19 protein-coding genes and 1 pseudogene are annotated in these 19,061 nt (G+C 71.3%); 17 read left to right on the top strand and 3 right to left on the bottom strand.

The features are described from left to right. A pseudogene (locus EAH89_RS31620) lies at positions 1–360 on the top strand (hypothetical protein); the annotation flags it as partial. Between the two features lie 28 nt (positions 361–388). On the opposite strand, the gene EAH89_RS28540 reads toward EAH89_RS31620, so the two are convergent. Further along, positions 389–1,291: a Brix domain-containing protein gene (locus tag EAH89_RS28540; protein ID WP_140887096.1), complete on the bottom strand. Its 903-nt coding sequence runs from the start codon at positions 1,289–1,291 to the stop codon at positions 389–391. Between the two features lie 205 nt (positions 1,292–1,496). After that, complete coding sequence (locus EAH89_RS28535; RefSeq protein ID WP_140887095.1) at positions 1,497–2,318, bottom strand: alpha/beta fold hydrolase; 822 nt, start codon at positions 2,316–2,318, stop codon at positions 1,497–1,499. A gap of 360 nt (positions 2,319–2,678) precedes the next feature. Here EAH89_RS28535 and EAH89_RS28530 point away from each other — a divergent pair, with 360 nt between their 5' ends. Beyond that, the gene (locus EAH89_RS28530; protein ID WP_140887098.1) at positions 2,679–3,776 is read left to right on the top strand and encodes an alkene reductase; all 1,098 of its coding nucleotides are present in this window, start codon (positions 2,679–2,681) and stop codon (positions 3,774–3,776) included. Between the two features lie 43 nt (positions 3,777–3,819). Here the strand turns inward: EAH89_RS28530 and EAH89_RS28525 are convergent, their stop codons facing one another. After that, positions 3,820–6,006, bottom strand: a complete 2,187-nt coding sequence (locus EAH89_RS28525) for a hybrid sensor histidine kinase/response regulator (RefSeq protein WP_140887094.1) — start codon at positions 6,004–6,006, stop codon at positions 3,820–3,822. A gap of 320 nt (positions 6,007–6,326) precedes the next feature. On the opposite strand from EAH89_RS28525, the gene EAH89_RS28520 reads away from it, so the two are divergent. The 15 genes from EAH89_RS28520 to EAH89_RS28450 form a co-directional block, all read left to right on the top strand. Next, complete coding sequence (locus tag EAH89_RS28520; protein ID WP_140887093.1) at positions 6,327–6,731, top strand: PRC-barrel domain-containing protein; 405 nt, start codon at positions 6,327–6,329, stop codon at positions 6,729–6,731. A gap of 88 nt (positions 6,732–6,819) precedes the next feature. Beyond that, a complete protein-coding gene (dapB, locus tag EAH89_RS28515) occupies positions 6,820–7,572 on the top strand; it encodes a 4-hydroxy-tetrahydrodipicolinate reductase (RefSeq protein WP_140887092.1) in 753 nt (250 codons plus the stop codon). Between the two features lie 10 nt (positions 7,573–7,582). Beyond that, positions 7,583–8,143, top strand: a complete 561-nt coding sequence (locus EAH89_RS28510) for a DUF7002 family protein (protein WP_140887091.1) — start codon at positions 7,583–7,585, stop codon at positions 8,141–8,143. A 127-nt stretch (positions 8,144–8,270) separates the two neighbouring features. After that, on the top strand, positions 8,271–8,852 hold the full coding sequence (locus EAH89_RS28505) for a lipid-binding SYLF domain-containing protein (protein ID WP_140887090.1): 582 nt from the start codon (positions 8,271–8,273) through the stop codon (positions 8,850–8,852). 62 nt (positions 8,853–8,914) lie between these two features. Next, the gene (locus EAH89_RS28500; protein ID WP_140887089.1) at positions 8,915–9,976 is read left to right on the top strand and encodes an Ldh family oxidoreductase; all 1,062 of its coding nucleotides are present in this window, start codon (positions 8,915–8,917) and stop codon (positions 9,974–9,976) included. A 30-nt stretch (positions 9,977–10,006) separates the two neighbouring features. Further along, positions 10,007–10,693 (top strand): dual OB domain-containing protein, encoded by a 687-nt coding sequence (locus EAH89_RS28495; protein WP_408906330.1) that lies wholly within the window; start codon positions 10,007–10,009, stop codon positions 10,691–10,693. A 78-nt stretch (positions 10,694–10,771) separates the two neighbouring features. Next, complete coding sequence (locus tag EAH89_RS28490) at positions 10,772–11,347, top strand: DUF488 domain-containing protein (protein ID WP_241667253.1); 576 nt, start codon at positions 10,772–10,774, stop codon at positions 11,345–11,347. 4 nt (positions 11,348–11,351) lie between these two features. After that, positions 11,352–11,795: a DUF488 domain-containing protein gene (locus EAH89_RS28485; protein WP_140887086.1), complete on the top strand. Its 444-nt coding sequence runs from the start codon at positions 11,352–11,354 to the stop codon at positions 11,793–11,795. Between the two features lie 89 nt (positions 11,796–11,884). Beyond that, positions 11,885–12,448 (top strand): transposase, encoded by a 564-nt coding sequence (locus EAH89_RS33275; protein ID WP_140887085.1) that lies wholly within the window; start codon positions 11,885–11,887, stop codon positions 12,446–12,448. Positions 12,449–12,560: 112 nt separating this feature from the next. Beyond that, positions 12,561–13,748 carry a methionine adenosyltransferase gene (gene metK / locus EAH89_RS28475; protein ID WP_140887084.1) on the top strand — a complete coding sequence of 396 codons (1,188 nt, stop codon included), beginning with the start codon at positions 12,561–12,563 and terminating at the stop codon, positions 13,746–13,748. 175 nt (positions 13,749–13,923) lie between these two features. Beyond that, positions 13,924–14,637, top strand: a complete 714-nt coding sequence (gene trmB, locus EAH89_RS28470; protein WP_140887083.1) for a tRNA (guanine(46)-N(7))-methyltransferase TrmB — start codon at positions 13,924–13,926, stop codon at positions 14,635–14,637. An 83-nt stretch (positions 14,638–14,720) separates the two neighbouring features. Beyond that, complete coding sequence (gene rimP, locus EAH89_RS28465; RefSeq protein WP_140887082.1) at positions 14,721–15,389, top strand: ribosome maturation factor RimP; 669 nt, start codon at positions 14,721–14,723, stop codon at positions 15,387–15,389. Between the two features lie 5 nt (positions 15,390–15,394). Further along, positions 15,395–17,152, top strand: coding sequence for a transcription termination factor NusA (gene nusA, locus EAH89_RS28460; protein ID WP_140887081.1), 1,758 nt, complete (start codon positions 15,395–15,397; stop codon positions 17,150–17,152). 7 nt (positions 17,153–17,159) lie between these two features. Next, positions 17,160–18,248, top strand: a complete 1,089-nt coding sequence (locus EAH89_RS32895) for an RNA-binding protein (protein WP_241667251.1) — start codon at positions 17,160–17,162, stop codon at positions 18,246–18,248. Between the two features lie 284 nt (positions 18,249–18,532). Continuing rightward, positions 18,533–19,061 (top strand): translation initiation factor IF-2 associated domain-containing protein (locus EAH89_RS28450; RefSeq protein WP_241667252.1); only part of this gene is annotated, 529 nt, incomplete at its 3' end.

Here is a 19,061-nt window from a genome sequence, read left to right as displayed (position 1 = left end):
GCGAAGGCGACGGAGGAGATCGGCGCGCAGATCGCGGCCATGCAGGGCGAGACGGGTCGGGCGGTGGAGGCGATCGGGGGCATCGTGCGCACGATCGAGGAGATGGGCGGGATCACCGCGCAGGTGGCGGCGGCGGCCGAGCAGCAGAGCGCGGCGACGCAGGAGATCGGGCGCGCGGTGGCCGAGGCCGCGCACGGCACGCGGGACGTGACCCGCCACACGGCGGGGGTCACCGAGGGCGCCGAGCGCACCGGCGCCGCCGCCGCCCAGGTCCGCGCCGCCTCCGGACAGCTCGCCCAGCAGTCCGAGGTGCTCCGCGAGCGCGTGAACCGCTTCCTAGAGGGGATCCGCGCGGCCTGAGCGGTGGCGCCGGGGGCCCTCCCTGGCGCTACTCCTCCTCGACCTCGCCCGGCCCGCGCTCGAGGCGGCTGCGCACCGCCGTCAGCTCCTCGAGCCAGCGGTCGAGCATGGCGCGCAGCCCGTCGGGGGTGACGCCCTCCACGCTGTCGAGGCGCGAGACCACCACGCGCCGCTCCTCGGGCAGCTCCACCCGCGCCCAGCGCGTCAGCCCGTGGAGCGCGAGCGCGAGGGCCAGCGCGTCCCCCTCCTCCACGCTGATCGCGAGCGAGAAGGCGATCGTGCCGTAGTGCCAGGCGAGCGCGGGCGGGTCCTCCTCCTCCACGGGGTCGGTCAGCTCGACCTGGAAGGGCAGGGGGGCGCCGTGCTGCACGAGGAAGGCGGGGGCCTCGTCGTCGTCCTCGGGCTCGCCCTCGATGATCTCGAGCCCGGCCTCGCGCAGCAGCCCCTCGACGTGGATGGGCCGCAGCCCCTCGAGGAAGGCCTCGGCCTCGCCGAGCGCCGTCTCGTGGATGACCGAGGCCTGCAGGGGGATGCCGGGGTCCCAGCCGAAGGCGCCCACCAGCGCCTCCATCACCGTGTTCGCGAGGGAGGCGCAGCCGGCCTCGTCCAGCGGCGGCAGGTCGCGCGACCAGTCCTCCCGGCCCTGGGGCGCGAGCGTCAGGCCCAGCCCCTTCAGCACGCCCGCGCGCTTGCGCGCCGAGACCGGCAGCTTCGCGAAGGCGCCGCGCGGCGCGAAGCGGCCGGACGCGACCTCCACCGCGCTGCTCGCGAAGGGCGCGGAGAAGACCTGCGCGTAGGCGGCCTCCCCCACGCCCGGCAGCATCGCCGAGACCGTGAGGAAGCGCATGTCGCCGAGCGCCCAGGAGATCCCCTCCTCCTCCGGGTCCCAGAGGCAGGTGGACATCACCGCGCGCGTCAGCTTGCGCAGCACCTCCGCCGGAGTGGCCCGGGGCCCTCCCCGATGCAAGGTCCAGCCCCGGGTCCGTCGTTCCATGGTCATGCCACCCATTCTTCGCGCGGCCGGGCGCGCCGCCAAGGCCCCGCCCGCGCTTCCCGGCGCGCGGCCGGCGCCCGCCCCGCGGTTCCGGGAACGGCGGGCCGAGGAAGGGCGCGCCCCACCCCGCCCGCCCCGGCCCTCACGCGTTCAGGAAGGCCAGCAGGTCCGCGTTCAGCCGGTCCTTCTCGGTGAAGAACAGCCCGTGCGCCGCGCCGCCGTACTCGACCAGCTTCGCCCCCGTGATCAGCCGCGCCGCCGCCCGGCCGGAGACGTCGATCGGCACAGTCTGGTCGGCGTCCCCGTGGATGATCAGCGTCGGCACCGCGAAGGCGCGCATGTCCGCGCGGAAGTCGGTCTCCGAGAAGGCGCGCACGCAGTCCACCGTCGCCTTGGGCGAGGCCTGCAGCGCGAGGCCTAGCGCCCAGTCCATGATCTCGGTCGTCACGGTGAAGTTGAGCATCCCCGCGCCGAAGAAGGACTTGCCGAAGGTGGCCAGGAAATGCGGCCGGTCCTCCAGCAGCCCCGACACGATCCCGTCGAAGACCTCCTTCGGTACGCCCTGGTCGTGCCCCGGCGCCTTCAGCAGGTAGGGCGTCACCGCGCTGACAAGCACCGCCTTCGCCACGCGCGCGTGGCCGTGCCGCGCGAGGTAGCGGGCCACCTCGCCGCCGCCCATCGAGAAGCCGACCAGTGCCGCGCCCTGGAGGTCGAGCCCGTCCATCAGCGCTGCCAGGTCGTCGGCCATCGTGTCGTAGTCGTAGCCGGTGTAGGGCTTCCCGCTCTCCCCGAAGCCGCGGCGGTCGTAGGCGATGACGCGGAAGCCCTGGGCGGCCAGGAACAGCGCCTGGTACTCCCACATGGCCCCGCTGAGCGGCCAGCCGTGGATGAGCACGACGGGCTTGCCCGTCCCCCAGTCGGTGTAGTGGAGGGCAACGTCGTCGCGCGTCTTCACGAAGGGCACACCGGTCTCCTTTGGCCAAGCGGCGCGGCCGGCAGGGCCGCTTCCAGGCCCGGACGGAACGGCCCCCCGCCGTATCGGTTGCCCCGCGCGGCCGCCGCGCAAGGCGTCGGTTGCCGCGCCACGCGCCCGCCGGCGGCTGCCGGCCCGGAAACCATCCCCCGCCGGCCCCCGTTTGCGGCACCGCACATGGCAGCCATGCCGCACGACCTCCCCCGATCGGCCGGCGGCGCACCAAATCCCGTCCTGACCGCCGGCGACCCCGGCGCCGCGACCCCGCCGGCACGCCCGGTTCCCGCCACCCGCGCCCCGGCCCCGGACCCCTGGTCCGGGCGCCCGGCCGGCGCCCCCGAAAGGTTCCCCATGACCGCCGATCCCGCCAGCAGCCCCCTGTTCACGCCCACGAAGGTCGGCGCTATCGGCCTCGCCAACCGCGTCGCCATGGCGCCGCTGACGCGCAGCCGCGCGGTTGCCGGCGACGTGCCGCGCCCCTCCGCCGCCACCTACTACGCGCAGCGCGCGACCGCGGGCCTGATCATCTCGGAGGCGACGCAGATCTCGCCGCAGGGCAAGGGCTACGCCTTCACCCCCGGCATCCATTCCGAGGCGCAGCTCGCCGGCTGGCGCCCGGTGACGGAGGCCGTGCACAAGGCGGGCGGCCGCATCGTCGCCCAGCTCTGGCACGTCGGCCGCATCTCCCACCCCGACCTGCAGCCCGGCAACGCCCTCCCCGTCGCGCCCTCCGCCATCACGCCCAAGGGCCAGGCCTTCACCGAGACGGGCTTCAAGCCGCATGTCGAGCCGCGGGCGCTGGAGATCGGCGAGATCCCCGGCATCGTCGCCGACTACGTCGCCGCGGCGCGCAACGCGCTGGCCGCCGGCTTCGACGGCGTCGAGGTCCACGCGGCCAACGGCTACCTGCTCGACCAGTTCCTGCGCGACGGCAGCAACAAGCGCACCGACCGCTACGGCGGCAGCATCGAGAACCGCGCGCGGCTGACGCTCGAGGTGACGCAGGCCGTGGTGGACGCGATCGGCGCCGACCGCACGGGCATCCGCCTCTCGCCCGTCACCCCCGCCAACGACGCCAGCGACAGCGACCCCGCGCCGCTGTTCACGCACGTCGTGGAGGCGCTGGCCGGCCTCAATCTCGCCTACCTCCACATGATCGAGGGCGCGACGGGCGGTGCGCGCGACGTGGTGCCGGGCTTCGACTTCATGGCGCTGAAGCGGGCCTTCCGCGGCCCCTACATGGCGAACAACGGCTACGACTTCGCGCTTGCCGACGCCGCGGTCCGCGACGGCCGCGCCGACCTCGTCGCCTTCGGCCGCCCCTTCATCGCCAACCCCGACCTCGTGCAGCGCATGAGGACCGGCGCGCCGCTCGCGACCCCCGACAAGGCGACCTTCTACGGCGGCGACGAGCACGGCTACACCGACTACCCCGCCCTCGCCGCGTAAGCGGCGACGGGCCGCCCTCGCCGCGCGGGCGTCGCAACGGGCGCTAGGGCGTCCGTCCCTCCGCCGGGCGGAACGGCACCACCGTTCCGCCCACGACCAGTCCCGGCGGCGGCGCGAGGCAGCCCTCGATCGCCGCCGTCAGCTCCGCCTGCGAGAAGGGCTTGCCGACCAGCGGCAGGCCCGAGCCCGCGAGCTCCGTCCGCTCCGTGTAGCCCGTGCCCAGCAGCACCGGCAGCACCGGCCATTGCCGGCGTATCTCGGTCGCGAGCTGCAGGCCCGTCATCCCCGGCATGATCTGGTCCGTCAGCACCAGCTCCACCTTCGCCCCGGCCCGCAGGATCTCCAGCGCCTGCCGGGCCGAGGAGGCCTCCACCACCGCGTGGCCGGCGTCCTCGAGCATGGAGGAGGTGCTGGCCAGCACCAGCGGGTCGTCGTCCACCACCATCACCGTCCGGCGCCCGACGCCCTCCGGCCGCGGCCGGGCCGGCTCGGCGGCGGGGCGGGGCACCATCGCGGAGGCCTCGGCCGCGGGCAGCCAGAGCTCGGCCGTCGTGCCCTCCTCCGGCCGGCTGCGCAGCACCAGCCGCCCGTTCGACTGCGCGGCCAGCCCGTAGACCATCGACAGCCCGAGCCCCGTCCCCTTGCCCACGCCCTTGGTGGTGAAGAAGGGCTCCACGCAGCGCGCGAGCGTCACCTCGTCCATGCCGCAGCCGGTGTCGGTCATCCCGAGCACGACGTAGCGCCCAGGCCGCAGCTCGCCCCCCGTCACGCGCTCCTCCCGCGCGAAGATCGTGAGCGCGCCCTGGCCGCCCATCGCGTCCCGCGCGTTCACCGCGAGGTTGAGCAGCGCGAGCTCGAGCTGGTTCGCGTCCACGTGCGCGGGCGCGAGGCCGAGGGGGAACTGCGCCTCCACCCGCACCCCGGGGCCGAGCGAACTGCGCAGCAGCTCCGACATCCCCTGCACCAGCCCCACCAGGTCCACCGCCGCCGGCCGCAGCGCCTGGCCGCGGCTGAAGGCGAGCAGCCGCTGCGTCAGCGAGGCGCCGCGCTGCGCCCCCTGGAAGGCGTTCTCCAGCAGCCGCGTCGCGCGCTCGTCGTCGGCCGGCAGGCGCTTGCGGAGAAGCTGCAGGCTGCCGAGCACGGCCGTGAGGAGGTTGTTGAAGTCGTGCGCGATCCCGCCCGTGAGCTGCCCGACCGCCTCCATCTTCTGCGCCTGGCGAACGCGCTGCTCCGCCGCCTCGCGCTGGCGCGTCTCCTCGCGCAGGCTCTCGAGGGCGGCCCGCAGCCGCGCCATCGCCGCGTGCTCCGCCTTCACCCCGCGCAGCGCGAGCCAGGAGACGAGGAGGAGCATGAAGGAGGCCGCGCCCGCGACCGCGCCGAAGAGGCGGAGGTTGTCGTGCCAGCGCCCGAGCAGCGACGCCTTGTCCACCCCGAAGGCGACGTAGAGCGGGTAGTGGCCGACCTTGCGGTAGGCGTAGGCGCGCTCCACCCCGTCGGGCGTGGTGACGCCGAGGAAGGACCCCCCCTCCGGCCGGATCGCGATCTGCCGCAGCAGCCGGCTCTCCGCCGGGATCCGCTCCGCCGCGCCCGTCCCCCCGGTGTCCGGTAGGCGCGCGAGGATCACGCCGTCCGCCCGCATCAGCAGCGCGACGTGGGAGGCCTCTGGCGTGGAGGCCGCGTAGTACTGGGTGAAGTAGTCCGGGTTGAGCGCGATGTGCACGACCCCGTCGAAGCGCCCGTCTGGGGTGGAGCGCCGCCGGCTGAGCGCGAAGCTCCGCCGCTGCGTCGCCCGGCCCGAGAAGGGGGCGCTGACGAAGGAGCCGACGTCGGCCGCCCGCTGCGCCTCGAAGAATTCCCGGCTGGCGATGCTCACCGAGCGGTCCCAGGCCTGGCTGCCCGCGTGCACCCTGCCCTCGGCGTCGCTCACCCAGACCGAGACCACCTGCGCCAGCGGGGCCTCGAGCCCCGAGAGGAAGCTGCTGGTCTCGGGCGCCGCGATCGCCGCCCAGTCCTTCCCCTGGATGCGGTCGTCCACGCGGCCGAGGACGAGCTCGCCCGTCTCGAACACCTTGCGCGCGTGCTCGTCCATGATCGTGACGCTGCGCGAGACGCTGACCTGCCCGTCGCGCAGGACGTCCCGGCGGTTGTGCAGCGCCGCCGCGCCGAAGAGGAGGGCGGGCATCACCACCGACGCGGCGACGAGCACGCGATGCAGGCGAAGCGAGGGCATGGCCGCTTTTCCGGGAGGCCGGCGCGCCGGCGGGGCGGCCGGTTCGTTCTGATAAAGCATCATCGGGGTTCCGGCCGCCGCAGGCAAGCGAGGAGTTGCGCGATCCCTGCCGGGCCGCTGCCTTCACCTCCAACGCCAAGTTTTTTTGCCGTGACTTCAACCATAAGGCGAAAATTAGTAAATCTGATCAACCCGGCAAGATCAGCCGCAGTAACAATCGACGGCGCAACGACCGGCGAGGGCGCGGCCTAAACCTGCCCGTCGCCCGGGCGTTGACCTCCCGGCCCGGAAGACCCGGCCCCTCCGCCCAGGAACGCCCCATGCCCGCCCGCGAAGTCCTATCCAGCGCCGCCCCGGAACCCGATCCCGCGGCCCGCCGCCTCATCTCCGCCGACAAGGTGGAGGGCACCGCCGTCTACAACCGCGGCGGCGAGCACCTCGGCACCATCGAGACCCTGATGATCGACAAGGTCTCGGGGCGCGTCGCCTTCGCGGTCATGGCCTTCGGCGGCTTCCTTGGCCTCGGCGAGAGCCAGCACCCGCTGCCCTGGTCGGTCCTGACCTACGACACGGCGCTCGGCGGCTACGTCGTCGACCTCACCCGCGAGCAGCTCGAGGGCGCCCCCACCTTCCCCGCCGAGGACGAGGGCGACCTGACCGACACCCACGGCCAGCGGGTCTACGACTACTACAAGGCCGAGCCCTTCTGGCTCGACCGGCCCTGACGCCGGGCGGCGGCGCGGCCGGCCCCTTCCCCCCGCCGCCGATCCGCCCGACAACGCGCGACCACTCACCCGCGGGGGCACGCGCAGCATGGCCAAGATCGGCATCCTCGGCATCTCCGGCCGCATGGGGCGGCTTCTGGCGGAGGAGGTGACGGCGGCCGGCGCCACCCTCGCCGGCGGCACCGCCCGGCGCGGCGAGCAGTGGCCGAGCGACCCCGCGGCGCTCGCCCGCGTCAGCGACGCCCTCATCGACTTCACCACCGCCTCCGCCGCCCCGGCGCACACCCACGCGGCGGCGGCGGCCCGCAAGCCGCTCGTCCTCGGCACCTCCGGCCTCGACCGCGCGCAGGAGGCCGCGCTGCACGAGGCGGCGCGGCACATCCCCATCGTCTACGCCGCCAACTTCGCCCCGGGCGTGAACCTTCTCCTGGCGCTGGCCGAGCGGATGGCCGCCGCCCTGCCGGGTGAGGCCTACGACGCCGAGATCGTGGAGATCCACCACCGCCAGAAAATCGACGCCCCCTCCGGCACGGCCCTCGCCCTCGGCCGCGCCGTCGCGGCCGGGCGCGGCACCACGCTGGAGGAGGCGGGCATCGAATCCGGGCGCGACGGCCACACCGGCGCCCGCAAGCCCGGCGCCATCGGCTTCGCCGCGCTCCGCGCCGGCCAGGTCGTGGGCGAGCACACGCTTCTCTTCGCCTCGGGCGAGGAGCACATCGCCCTCACCCACCGCTCCTTCGACCGCCGCGTCTACGCGACGGGCGCCGTCCGCGCCGCCCTCTGGGCCCTTTCGCAGCCCCCCGGCCTCTACGGGATGAAGCACGTCCTCGGCATGGGCTGAGCGCGGGCGGATGGACTTCGCCCGCCACAACCCGCGCCTCTTCCACGTCACCCACCGCACGGCGATCGAGGGCATCCGCGCGCACGGCCTGCTGCCGGCCGCGGCGCTGGCGACGGGCGCCGAGGCGACCGCCAACCGCGACGCCTGGACCCCTGCCCCGGCGCCCGGCGGGACCACCGCCTGGCTCCGCTGGCAGAACATGCCGGAGGGGCCGATCGCCGCGCGCCTTCACCCGGCCATCCCGCCCGCGGCCTGGCGCCTCTTCATCAACAGCATGGTCTTCCTCTTCGCGAGCGAGGCCGACGCCCGGCGCCTGGCCGCGAGCCCGCGCGACGCCGGGGAGGACCAGGCCGTGCTCCGCTTCGAGACCGCCGCCCTCCTCGAGGCCGGCTGCGCCCTGCTCACCTGCCGCTGGAACAACGGCTACCTCGACCGCGCGCCCGCGGCCCGCCGTCGGCTCCGCGCCTACGACGACTACCGCCCCGCGGCCCTCTGGCGCCGCGGCGAGCCGCTCGGCGAGATCACGGCCTTCGGCGGCATCCCCGCCGGCATCCCCTTCGACGAGCCCTGAGCCCGCCGCCCGCAACGCCCGGCCGTCGAAGCCCGACAAGATGTAACGGCCGCATCCGCCCCCGCGCCCGGCGCGTTCCGCCCGCGGAAGGGCCCCCCCTCCGGAGCCCCAGCGAGGAACCCGTCGCATGACCCAACCCGCCCCCACCCGCCGCGCCTTGGCCACCCGCCTGCTGCCCGCCGCGGCCCTGGCCCTCGCGGCCACGCCCCTCCTGCGACCGAGCCCGGCCCAGGCCGCCGCCCGCGCGGAGATCGACGCGGACGTCGCGGCCGCGCTCACCCGCCTCCGCAACCTGCCGCAGGCCCGCGCCCTGCACGAGCAGGCGCGCGCCACCCTCATCTTCCCCCGCATCATCCAGGGCGGTTTCGTCGTCGGCGGACAGTACGGCGAGGGCGCGCTGATCGAGGGCGGCACCACCCGCGGCTACTTCAACATCGCCGGCGCCTCCTTCGGCCTCCTCATCGGCGCCCAGGCCTCGGGCCTCGCGATGTTCTTCATGACCGAGGCGGCGCTGCGCGCCCTGATGAACGCCGAAGGCTGGGAGATCGGCACCGGCCCGAGCGTCGTCTTCATCGACCGCGGCGCGCAGGTGAACGCCACCTCCACCACGCTGCGCGAGCCCGTCTACGCCGTCACCTTCAACCAGGAGGGGCTGATGGCCTCCATCGCCCTCAACGGCACCAAGATCACGCAGATCCGCTCCTCCTGAGGGCCGCTTCGGGCGGGCCGGGGGGTGGACGCGCCCCCCGGGCCGCGCGTTCTAATGCGGGGATGGAAAACGTCCTCACCGTTCCCGCGGAACGGCTGCACCGGCAGCTCACCACGGTCTTCACCACCTGGGGCATGGACCCCGGCCACGCCGACACTGCCGCCACCATCATGGTCGACACCGACCTCTCGGGCGTCGATTCCCACGGGGTGGGCATGCTGCCCTTCTACCAGATCGCCGTCCGCGAGGGCCGCCTCGACCCGCGCGCGAGCCCGACCATCGGGAACGACCGCGGCCCCGCCGCCCTGATCGACGCACACCACTGCATCGGCCACGTCGCCGCCCACCTGGCCAACACCACCGCCATCGCCAAGGCGAAGGAGCACGGGATCGGCGTCACGGCCGTCACCAACTCCACCCACTACGGCGCGGCCGGCTGGTACGCTCGGCAGGCGGCCGAGCACGGGCTGATCGGCATCTCCCTCACCAACTCGCCGCCGTTGCTGGTGCCCGTGCGCGGGAAGGACCCGGCGCTGGGCACCAACCCCATCGCCTTCTCCGCCCCCACGCGCGACAAGGCGCGCCCCGTCCTGCTGGACATGGCCACAACAGCGGTCGCCTACGGCAAGGTCTCCATCGCCCGCCGCGCCGGCAAACCCATCCCCGAGGGCTGGGCCCTCACCCCCGAAGGCACGCCCGAGACCGACTCGGCCGCCGCCGCCATCGCCCGCCGCCTCTCCCCCCTCGGCGGCACCCGCAAGCTCGGCGGCCACAAGGGCTACGGCTTGGCCCTGATGGTCGAAATCCTCTGCGCCACCCTCACCGGCGCCCGCATGGCCGAGAACGAAACCGGCCACTTCTTCCTCGCCATCGACCCCGCCGCCTTCCGCACGGCAGAAGCCTTCGAGGAAGACCTGGAAGAACTCACCGCCCGCATGCGCGGCATCGCCCCCATCGACCCCGCCCAGCCCGTCCTCATCCCCGGCGACCCCGAGCACGACGAGACGGTGCGGCGGCGGGAAGGGGGGATTCCGATGGTGCCGACGCTGGTGGAGGAGGTGAGGGGTGTTTGTTTGGAGAGTGGGGCGGAGTTCATATTGGATCTGAAACGTGATATGAGGTGACTTCTAGGTGCGTTCAGGAAGGTCATCTATATGGCAGAGCACACTGTACGGCTGGTTTGTTTTGCGAATTCCCGAAAGCCGAATGGGAGGTGTGTGGCAGGGAAGGTGTTCGCTGGGAGCAATAAGGGGAGGTGGGTAAGGCCTGTAAACTTAATCAATGGAGGATCATTGTCATCTCTTGATCGAAGGTATAAGGGCGGCGCTGAACCTGCAATACTAGATGTAATTGACATCGTCTTAACAAAAAGATGTAACCACGATTATCAGCCGGAAAACTATCAGATAAATAAAGATGTGTACTGGTCGTTAGTAGAGGAAATTAGTTCGTCGCAGGCTCTTACATTTCTTGATCCACCCAGTATGGGCTTGTGGGGAACGAACCATGGTTCCAGTGGTCGTGGAATGAATGATCGCGTTCCTGAAAACTTGGCGCCCTCGTATGGCAGCTCTCTTAGGTTAATTTTGGTCAGCGATCTAAAAATTCGAGTTGCAACGGAAGGTGCAGCATTTGGAGAAAGTCGGAGAAGCGTTAGAGGATCTTTTACATATGAGGGAGATTACTATACATTGAAGATTACTGACCCAGAAATTGAAGAATTTTATACGGCTGGGGACGATAGTGTGGATGATGTGGGTAAAGCTATGTTGTGTGTCAGTTTGGGCGAGTTGTTGAACGGATTTGCCTATAAGCTCAGTGCCGGCATAGTACCCTTGTGAGGCTGGTCTGCTGTTTTAGAGGAGGCGCATGCTGTGGAGCTTGCGACAGGGCGAGTCCTTACCATCGGGCACTCCTCCATGCCTATCGATGTATTCTTGGACCAGCTTTATCTGACTGGTGTCACTGTAGTAGCGGATGTGCGATCATCCCCGAACTCGCGCCATTCACATTTTTGCATGAACTACCTTAAGCCGACACTTAAAAACGCTGGCATCGATTATGTATTCATGGGCAAAGAGCTAGGGGGTAGGCCCAAAGATGAACGGTTATATATTGGCGGCGTCGCCGATTACGAAAAGATGGCAGAGGAGGAGGATTTTAAGGCTGGAATGCAGCGATTGGTGGATGGTGCCAGTAGACACACAATTGCTTTGATGTGTTCTGAGTATAATCCGCTTGATTGTCACAGATGCCTACTTGTCGGACGAGCTCTTAATAAGAGAGGCATCGAAGTGGGGCACATTATGGCAGATGCGACGGTCGTTGAGCATGACACTGTTGAGAAGAAGCTTCTTCAACTGACCAGAGGCGCCGAGGATGATTTTTTTGCGCCGCCACTGGAGAGACTGAACCGCGCATACAGGATGAGATCCTTGAAGGTCGCGTACCGGCAGAAGTCTTCAGCGCGCCGTGATCTTCAGAACCAGGAGTGAAAGAATGCCTGCTAACATTTCGACAATCGGTTTTACAAAGACTAATGCGCGGGGCTTCTTCGAACGTTTATTGTCGGCAAACATAAGAACACTCGTTGATGTGAGGCTTCATAATACCTCTCAACTTTCCGGGTTTGCGAAATCTGATGATCTTGCATTTTTTTTAGAAAAGATCGCTGGAATTAAGTATATTCATTCTCCCATGCTGGCGCCCACTGATGACATGTTGAAAGCTTTCAAGAGAGATAAGGGTGATTGGACAGAGTATGAGAAAAAATTCATGGGACTGATGGCTGAAAGAAGAATTGAGGAGCGCTTGAAGCCGACATTCTTCGACAATGCATGCTTGCTTTGCTCCGAGGCCACTCCCCATCAGTGCCATAGACGCCTTGTTTGCGAGTACCTGAATTCAAAATGGGACCAATCGCTTCAAGTCCACCACCTGTAACTCTAAAAGATGGGTCGTACTAGGATTTTATTCTTGACTTACGAGCTATATGTCGGCTAGCTGTCCCGATTCATGATGGGAAAGCACCCATGCCTCACTCCCGCCCCTGGTCCCTCCTCACGGACGCCGAATACGCCCTCCTCGCCCCCCACCTCCCCCTCACCAGCCCAGGCCGCCCCATCGCCGAGCCCCGCGCCCGGCTGGACGCCATCTTCCAGGCCGTCACCTCAACCCTCCCCTGGCGCCAAACCCGCAGCGCCCACGCCCGCACGGATACGGTCCACCGCACCTTCCGCCGCTGGGCCCATGCCGGCGTCTGGTCCCGCCTCCTGAAACTCGCCGCCCGCAAGCGCGCCCCCAAAACCCTCCGCCGCCTCATCGACTGGCTCTCGGCCTGCCACCGCCGCACCTACCGCATCCTCGGCCTGCCGGTCCTCACCCTCGCCCGGCGCCTGAACCTCCCCCAGGCCCTCCCAGGCCCCTCCTGGATGCTCCCCGACCCCAATTTGTCCGAAATGGTTCATCGCGCCGTGAAATGGCTCCTTACCCGCCCCCTCACCGCGGCCGCCCGCCCCTATCTCCGCACCTGCATCCGCCTCCTCCGCACCGCCGAAGGCCGCCGCCGCATCCACCCCTCCCTCATCCCCGCATGAGTGCCCCCCGCCCCCGCGCCTTGACCCCCCGCCGAGTGGAAGCGATACCCCCCCGCCGCCCGGAACCCGGGACCCCGGCTTCCATCCACGCGACAAGAGGCTGAATCACGCCATGCGCGACAAGGGCGAGTACCTTTTCACCTCGGAGTCCGTCTCCGAGGGCCACCCCGACAAGGTGGCGGACCGCATCTCCGACACGGTCCTCGACACCTTCCTGGAGGCCGACCCCTACGCGCGCGTGGCCTGCGAGACGCTGGTCACCACCAACCGCATCATCATCGCCGGCGAGACCCGCGGCCCCGGCGACATCACGCCCGAACTGCTGATGCACCGCGCCCGCCTTGCGGTCCACGACATCGGCTACGACCAGGAGGGCTTCTCCTGGCGCAACGCCCATGTGGAGTGCCACCTCCACGCCCAGTCCGCCCACATCGCCCAGGGCGTCGACGCCGCCGGCAACAAGGACGAGGGCGCGGGCGACCAGGGCATCATGTTCGGCTACGCCTGCCGCGAGACGCCCGAGCTGATGCCGGCGCCCCTCTACTACGCCCACCTCATCCTGCGCCGCATCAGCGAGGCCCGCCGCAACGAGGACGTCACCGCCCGCGGCCTCCTCCCCGACGCCAAGTCGCAGGTCACGCTGAAGTACGTCGACGGCAAGCCCGTCGGCGCCACCAGCGTCGTGGTCTCCACCCAGCACGAGGAAGGCCTGACCCAGGACGCCGTCCGCGCCCTCGTCCTCCCCTTCATCGAGACGAGCCTTCCCCAGGGCTGGATGCCGTCGGCCGACGAGATCTACGTCAACCCCACCGGCACCTTCGTCATCGGCGGCCCCGACGGCGACTGCGGGCTGACCGGGCGCAAGATCATCGTCGACACCTACGGCGGCGCGGCCCCCCACGGCGGCGGCGCCTTCTCCGGCAAGGACCCGACGAAGGTCGACCGCTCCGCCGCCTACGCCGCCCGCTACGTCGCCAAGAACGTCGTCGCCGCCGGCCTGGCCGAGCGCTGCACGATCCAGGTCTCCTACGCGATCGGCGTCGCCAAGCCGCTCTCGGTCTACTTCGACCTCCACGGCACCGGCCACGACGTGGACGAGGCGAAGCTCGCCACCGTCGTCCAAGACTTGGTGAACCTCTCCCCGCGCGGTATCCGCGAGCACCTGCGCCTCAACCGCCCGATCTACGTCCCCACCTCCTCCTACGGCCATTTCGGCCGCACGCCGGACGACGAGCGCGGCACCTTCACCTGGGAGCGCACGGACCTCGTCCCCGAGCTCAAGCGCGCCTTCAACCGCTGAGAACAAATCTGTTGACGTTTTGTTCTCATCTGCCCTAAGGTCCCTCTCAACGGACGCCCCCCTCGTCCGGCCGCCTTCCCAATCCCCCTTGGGGGCGGAGAGAGCCTGAAAGCGTAAAAGAGGGCCGCCCCGCACCCCCCTGCGAGGCGGCCCTTCCCCTGTCCAGGCCCCGCCCATGCCCTATGACGAGACCCGCCCCGCCCCTCCGGCCGAGGGCATCCCGGACCGCCTCTACGGGCGCCGCCGCGGCCACCCGCTGCGCCCGCGCCAGCAGCGCCTGCTCGACCTGACGCTCCCCCGCCTCACCCTCGCCACCCCCGCCGATCCCCGGGCCTCCTTCCCGATGGCGGCCGAGTCCCTCTGGCTCGAGGTCGGCTTCGGCGGCGGCGAGCACGCGCTCGAGCTCGCGCGGGCCAACCCTGGCACCGCCCTCATCGCCTCCGAGGTCTTCGAGAACGGCCTCTGCTCCCTCCTCACCCAGCTCGTCCCCGAGGGGGAGGAGGAGACCGGGGCGCTGCCGCCCAACCTCCGCCTCTGGCCGCAGGACGCGCGCCACCTTCTGGCGGCCCTGCCGGACGCCGCGCTCGACCGGCTGTTCCTCATGTTCCCGGACCCCTGGCCCAAGGCCCGCCACGCCAAGCGCCGCTTCACCCACCCGGCGCTGCTGCCGCTGCTGGCCGCGAAGCTGAGGCCCGGCGCGGAGTGGCGAATCGCCAGCGACGACCCGACCTACCAGGCCTGGGTGGACGAGGTGATGGGCGACCAGCCCTTCTTCACCCTCGCCGAGCACCACGACGCCCACCCCGAGGGCTGGCCGCGCACGCGCTACGAGGCCAAGGCGCTGCGCGAGGGGCGCTCGCCGCGCTGGTGGGTGTGGAAGCGGGCCTGAGGGCAACCCGCACGCGGCGCTTGCCCCAGGATGCGCGCTTCACTATATGGGGGGCTGACAAGACAATCCGCCGTTACAGGGGGGTGGCCTTAACGGGCCGCCTTTTTTCGTTTTTGAGCGACGACCTTCCCCAGCACGAGGGCCTCGAGGCCCGCATTGCCGCCGCGATCGCACCGACCCTCGGCGCCATGGGCTACGAGCTCGTGCGCGTGCAGATTCAGGGCAAGGAGCGCCCGACCGTCCAGGTCATGGCCGACCGCGCCGATGGCAGCCTCATCGGCGTCGGCGACTGCGAGGCGATCAGCCACGCGGTGGGCGCCGTGCTCGACGTGGACGATCCCTTCCCGGGCCTCTGGAACCTCGAGGTGTCCTCCGCCGGCATCGACCGGCCGCTGACGCGCACGAAGGACTGGGTGCGTTTCGTCACGCAGGTCGCGACGGTGGAGATGAGCATCCCGCACGAGGGGCGCCGGCGCTTCCGCGGCCGCATCCTGTCCGCGGACGAGAACGAGGTCCGGCTGAAGCTGGACGAGGGCGACGAGGTCGCGCTGCCTCGCCGCGACATCCGCCGCGCGAAGCTCGTGCTGACCGACGAGCTGATCGCGGCCACCGCCCAGCCCGAACCCGATGACGCCGACGCCGCGGAGGCCCCGAAGAAGGCCCCGCGGCGCTGGCGAGCCCCCGCGACCGGCACGCCGGATGCTGCCAAGGCTCCGCGCACCCCGCGTCGCCCCCCGTCCGAGAGGAACTGAGAACCATGGCCGTGGACGTTGCCATCGCCCGCCCGGAGCTGCTCCAGGTCGCGGAAGCGGTCGCCCGCGAGAAGATGATCGAGCGCGAGGAAGTGCTCGAGGCGATGGAGCAGGCCATGTCCAAGGCCGGCCGCGCGAAGTACGGCCAGGAGAAGGACATCCGCGCCACCATCGACCGCCGCAACGGCGAGGTCCGCCTCTCCCGCTGGACCGAGATCGTGGACCAAGAGCCGGTGGAGAACGAGGACACCCAGATCCCGCTCCGCATCGCCCTCAAGTTCAAGCCCGACGCCGAGGTCGGCGGCCACATCGTCGACCCGCTGCCTCCCATCGACTTCGGCCGCATCGCGGCGCAGACCGCCAAGCAGGTGATCGTGCAGCGCGTGCGCGAGGTCGAGCGCAAGAAGCAGTTCGACGAGTACAAGGACCGCGTCGGCGAGATCATCAACGGCGTCGTCAAGCGCACCGAGTACGGCAACCTCATGGTGGACCTCGGTCGCGCCGAGGCACTGCTGCGGCGCGACGAGACGATCCCGCGCGAAGCCTTCCGCAACGGCGACCGCGTGCGCGCCTACATCTACGACGTGCGCGAGGAGCAGCGCGGGCCGCAGATCTTCCTCTCCCGCACGCATCCGGGGTTCCTAGCGAAGCTCTTCGCGCAGGAGGTGCCGGAGATCTACGACGGCATCATCGAGATCAAGGCGGTGGCCCGCGACCCGGGCTCGCGCGCGAAGATGGCGGTGATCAGCCGTGATTCCTCCATCGACCCCGTCGGCGCCTGCGTTGGCATGCGCGGGTCGCGCGTGCAGGCGGTGGTGGCGGAGCTCCAGGGGGAGAAGATCGACATCATCCCCTGGTCGAACGACATGCCGACCTTCATCGTGAACTCGCTCGCGCCCGCCGAGGTGACGAAGGTGGTGCTCGACGACGAGGGGCGGCGCGTCGAGGTGGTGGTGCCGGACGACCAGCTTTCGCTGGCCATCGGCCGCCGCGGCCAGAACGTGCGCCTCGCCTCGCAGCTCACCCGCTACGACGTCGACATCCTGACGGAGGCCGAGGAGAGCGAGCGGCGGCAGGAGGACTTCCGCAAGCGCTCCGGCCTCTTCGTCGAGGGGCTGGACGTGGACGACGTGATCGCCGGCCTGCTCGTGACCGAGGGCTTCTCCTCGCTCGAGGAGATCGTCGAGATCGAGGACGAGGAGCTCGCGAACATCGAGGGCTTCGACGAGAACGTGGCGGCGGAGCTAAAGCGCCGCGCCCAGGCCAGCCTGGAGCGCCGCGACAACGAGCTCGACGAGAAGCGCCGCGAGATGGGCGTGGACGACAAGGTGGGCGAGGTCGGCGGCTTCACGCCCGCGATGATGGTCTCGCTGGGCGAGAAGGGCGTGAAGACGCTCGACGACCTCGGGGATCTCGCCGCGGACGAGCTGATCGAGATCCTCGGCGCCGACAGCGTCGACGAGGAGACGGCGAACGCCATCATCATGGCGGCCCGCCAGCGCGCCGGCTGGTTCGGCCCCGAGGAGCAGGCCCGCGCCGAGGAGGAGGCCGCCGCGGCCGCCGCCGAGGCCGCGGCCCTGGCCGAGGAGATGCCGGGCGACGAGATGGCCGAGGGCGAGGTGGCCGGCGACGAGATGCTGGACGGCGAGACGACCGACGACGCCGGCGCGGACGACGCCGAGCCGGTCGGCGACGAGGCGGCCGCGACCGGCACCGTCGAGGGCGAGGCCGAGGGCGAGGAGAACGGCGACGCCCGGGCCTGACCCCCAGATGCCGGACGGCGCCCCGGAGGAGACCCCGCCGGGGATGCCCGGCGGGACGGATCCCGCGCCGGCCCCCGCGGCCGACGCGACGCCCGGCCAGCCGGACGCAGAGGAGCGCGGGCCGCTGCGCCGCTGCATCGTGACGCGCGAGAGCCTGCCCAAGGAATCCATGATCCGCTTCGTGCTCGGCCCCGACCGCGCGCTGGTGCCGGACCTGGCGGGGCGGATGCCCGGGCGGGGAATGTGGTTGAGCGCGCGCGGCGATGTGCTAGAACGCGCCATCAGCCGCGGGGCCTTCATGAAGGCCGCCCGCGGCCCGGTGCACCCCATCCCCGACCTTCGCCAGTCGATCGTCGAGGGGCTGCGGCGTCGCATCCGGGACCAGGTCGGCTTCGCGCGGCGCGCGGGGCAGGCCGTTGTGGGCTTCCAGCAGGCGCGCGAATGGCTCCAGGCCGGCCGCGCCGCCCTGCTGGTCGAGGCGGCGGACGGAAGCGCGTCGGAGCGTTCGCGGCTGGTGGGTGGCCATGGGGTCCCCGTCGTCCCGGTGCTCGACGCGGCGGAGCTGGGGGCGTTGTTCGGGCGGGATCACGCGGTTCACGTGGCGGTGGCGCCGGGGCGGCTGGCCGAGGGCATCCTCGCCGAGGCGGCCCGGCTCGCGGGCGTGCTGGACACGACCCCCGTCGCGCCGCCGGTTCGGGGGGGCAACGCGGCGCCGGTTCGCGGCGCCGGCGGGCCGGCCATCCGCGGCGGCGGCTCGCGCGACGAGCGCCGGGCTGCGGCCCGGGCGGCGCGCGAGGGTGCCCCGCCCGAGGGGCAGGGCCCGGCCTCCGATGGGGCCGGAAAGGATGCGCGGGGCGGGAAAGGGGGGCCGAGGCCCCCTGGCACCGGGCCCGCCGCGGCGCCACATGGCGCATCGACGGCACGCCCCTCCGGGGCGGGCCAATCCGGCCGCCCGGCATCGGGCGGCCCTGACGGGGCGGCCGGGGGGAAAAGCCCCCGCGGCGGCCATGGCCCGGCGCCCCGGAAGGGCGGCAGGCAGGAAACGCGCCCTCGGCGCGGAGGGGAGCCGGCCGTGCCAGTGACGCAAGAGCAATGAGCCGCTAGTCGGCCTGACGGCGACGGGGTTTTGGGGAAGACGCTTCCCTTTTGCCCCAGCGGGACCGCGCCCCTGGCGCGACCCGGGGGATGCGCGCCCCTGATGGCGCGATGGTGAGGATGGGCCGCCCCAAGGGCGCGGCCGGCGCCCCGGGAACAGACCCGGCGGGTGCCTTGGAGATGAGTGTGCCGGACAGCAAATTGGATACGGAAAACCCGGGTTCGGGCGAGGACAACACGCAGGACCAGGGTAAGGGGCGCCTCTCGCTGCGCCCCGGCGGACGCATGGAGCTCGGCAAGACCGAGCAGGCTGGCAGCGTGCGCCAGTCCTTCAGCCATGGCCGCAGCAAGACCGTGCAGGTCGAGGTGGTGAAGAAGCGCGCGGCCGGCCCCGGTGGCGCGCCCGCGCCGACCGGCGCCGCGCCGCGCCCGGCCGGCCCGCAGGCGGCCGGCCCGGCTCGCGCCGGCGGTCCCGCCCGCGCCGGCGGCCCGGCCCGCGCGAGCGGCCCGGCCCCCGCGCCCGGACGCCCGCTGACCCAGGGCGAGCAGGCCAACCGCCTGCGCGTGCTCGAGGAGATGCGCCGCCAGGAGGCCGACCGCCAGCGCCAGGAGCGCGAGCAGCAGGCGCTGATGGTGCGCTCCGCCAACGAGGAGGCCCAGCGCCGCCAGGAGGAGGAGCGCCGCGCCGCCGAGGAGGCCGCCGAGCGCGCCGCCGAGGCGAAGCGCCGCCAGGACGAGGAGGAGCGCCGCGCCCGCGCCGAGGCCCGTGCGGCCGAAGCCGCCGCGCCCGCCGCCCGCGCCCCGGAGCCCGCCG

The sequence above is a fragment of the Muricoccus nepalensis genome (assembly GCF_006438825.1).
Lineage (GTDB): Bacteria > Pseudomonadota > Alphaproteobacteria > Acetobacterales > Acetobacteraceae > Roseomonas > Roseomonas nepalensis.
This window is presented reverse-complemented; position numbering and strand designations above follow the sequence as displayed.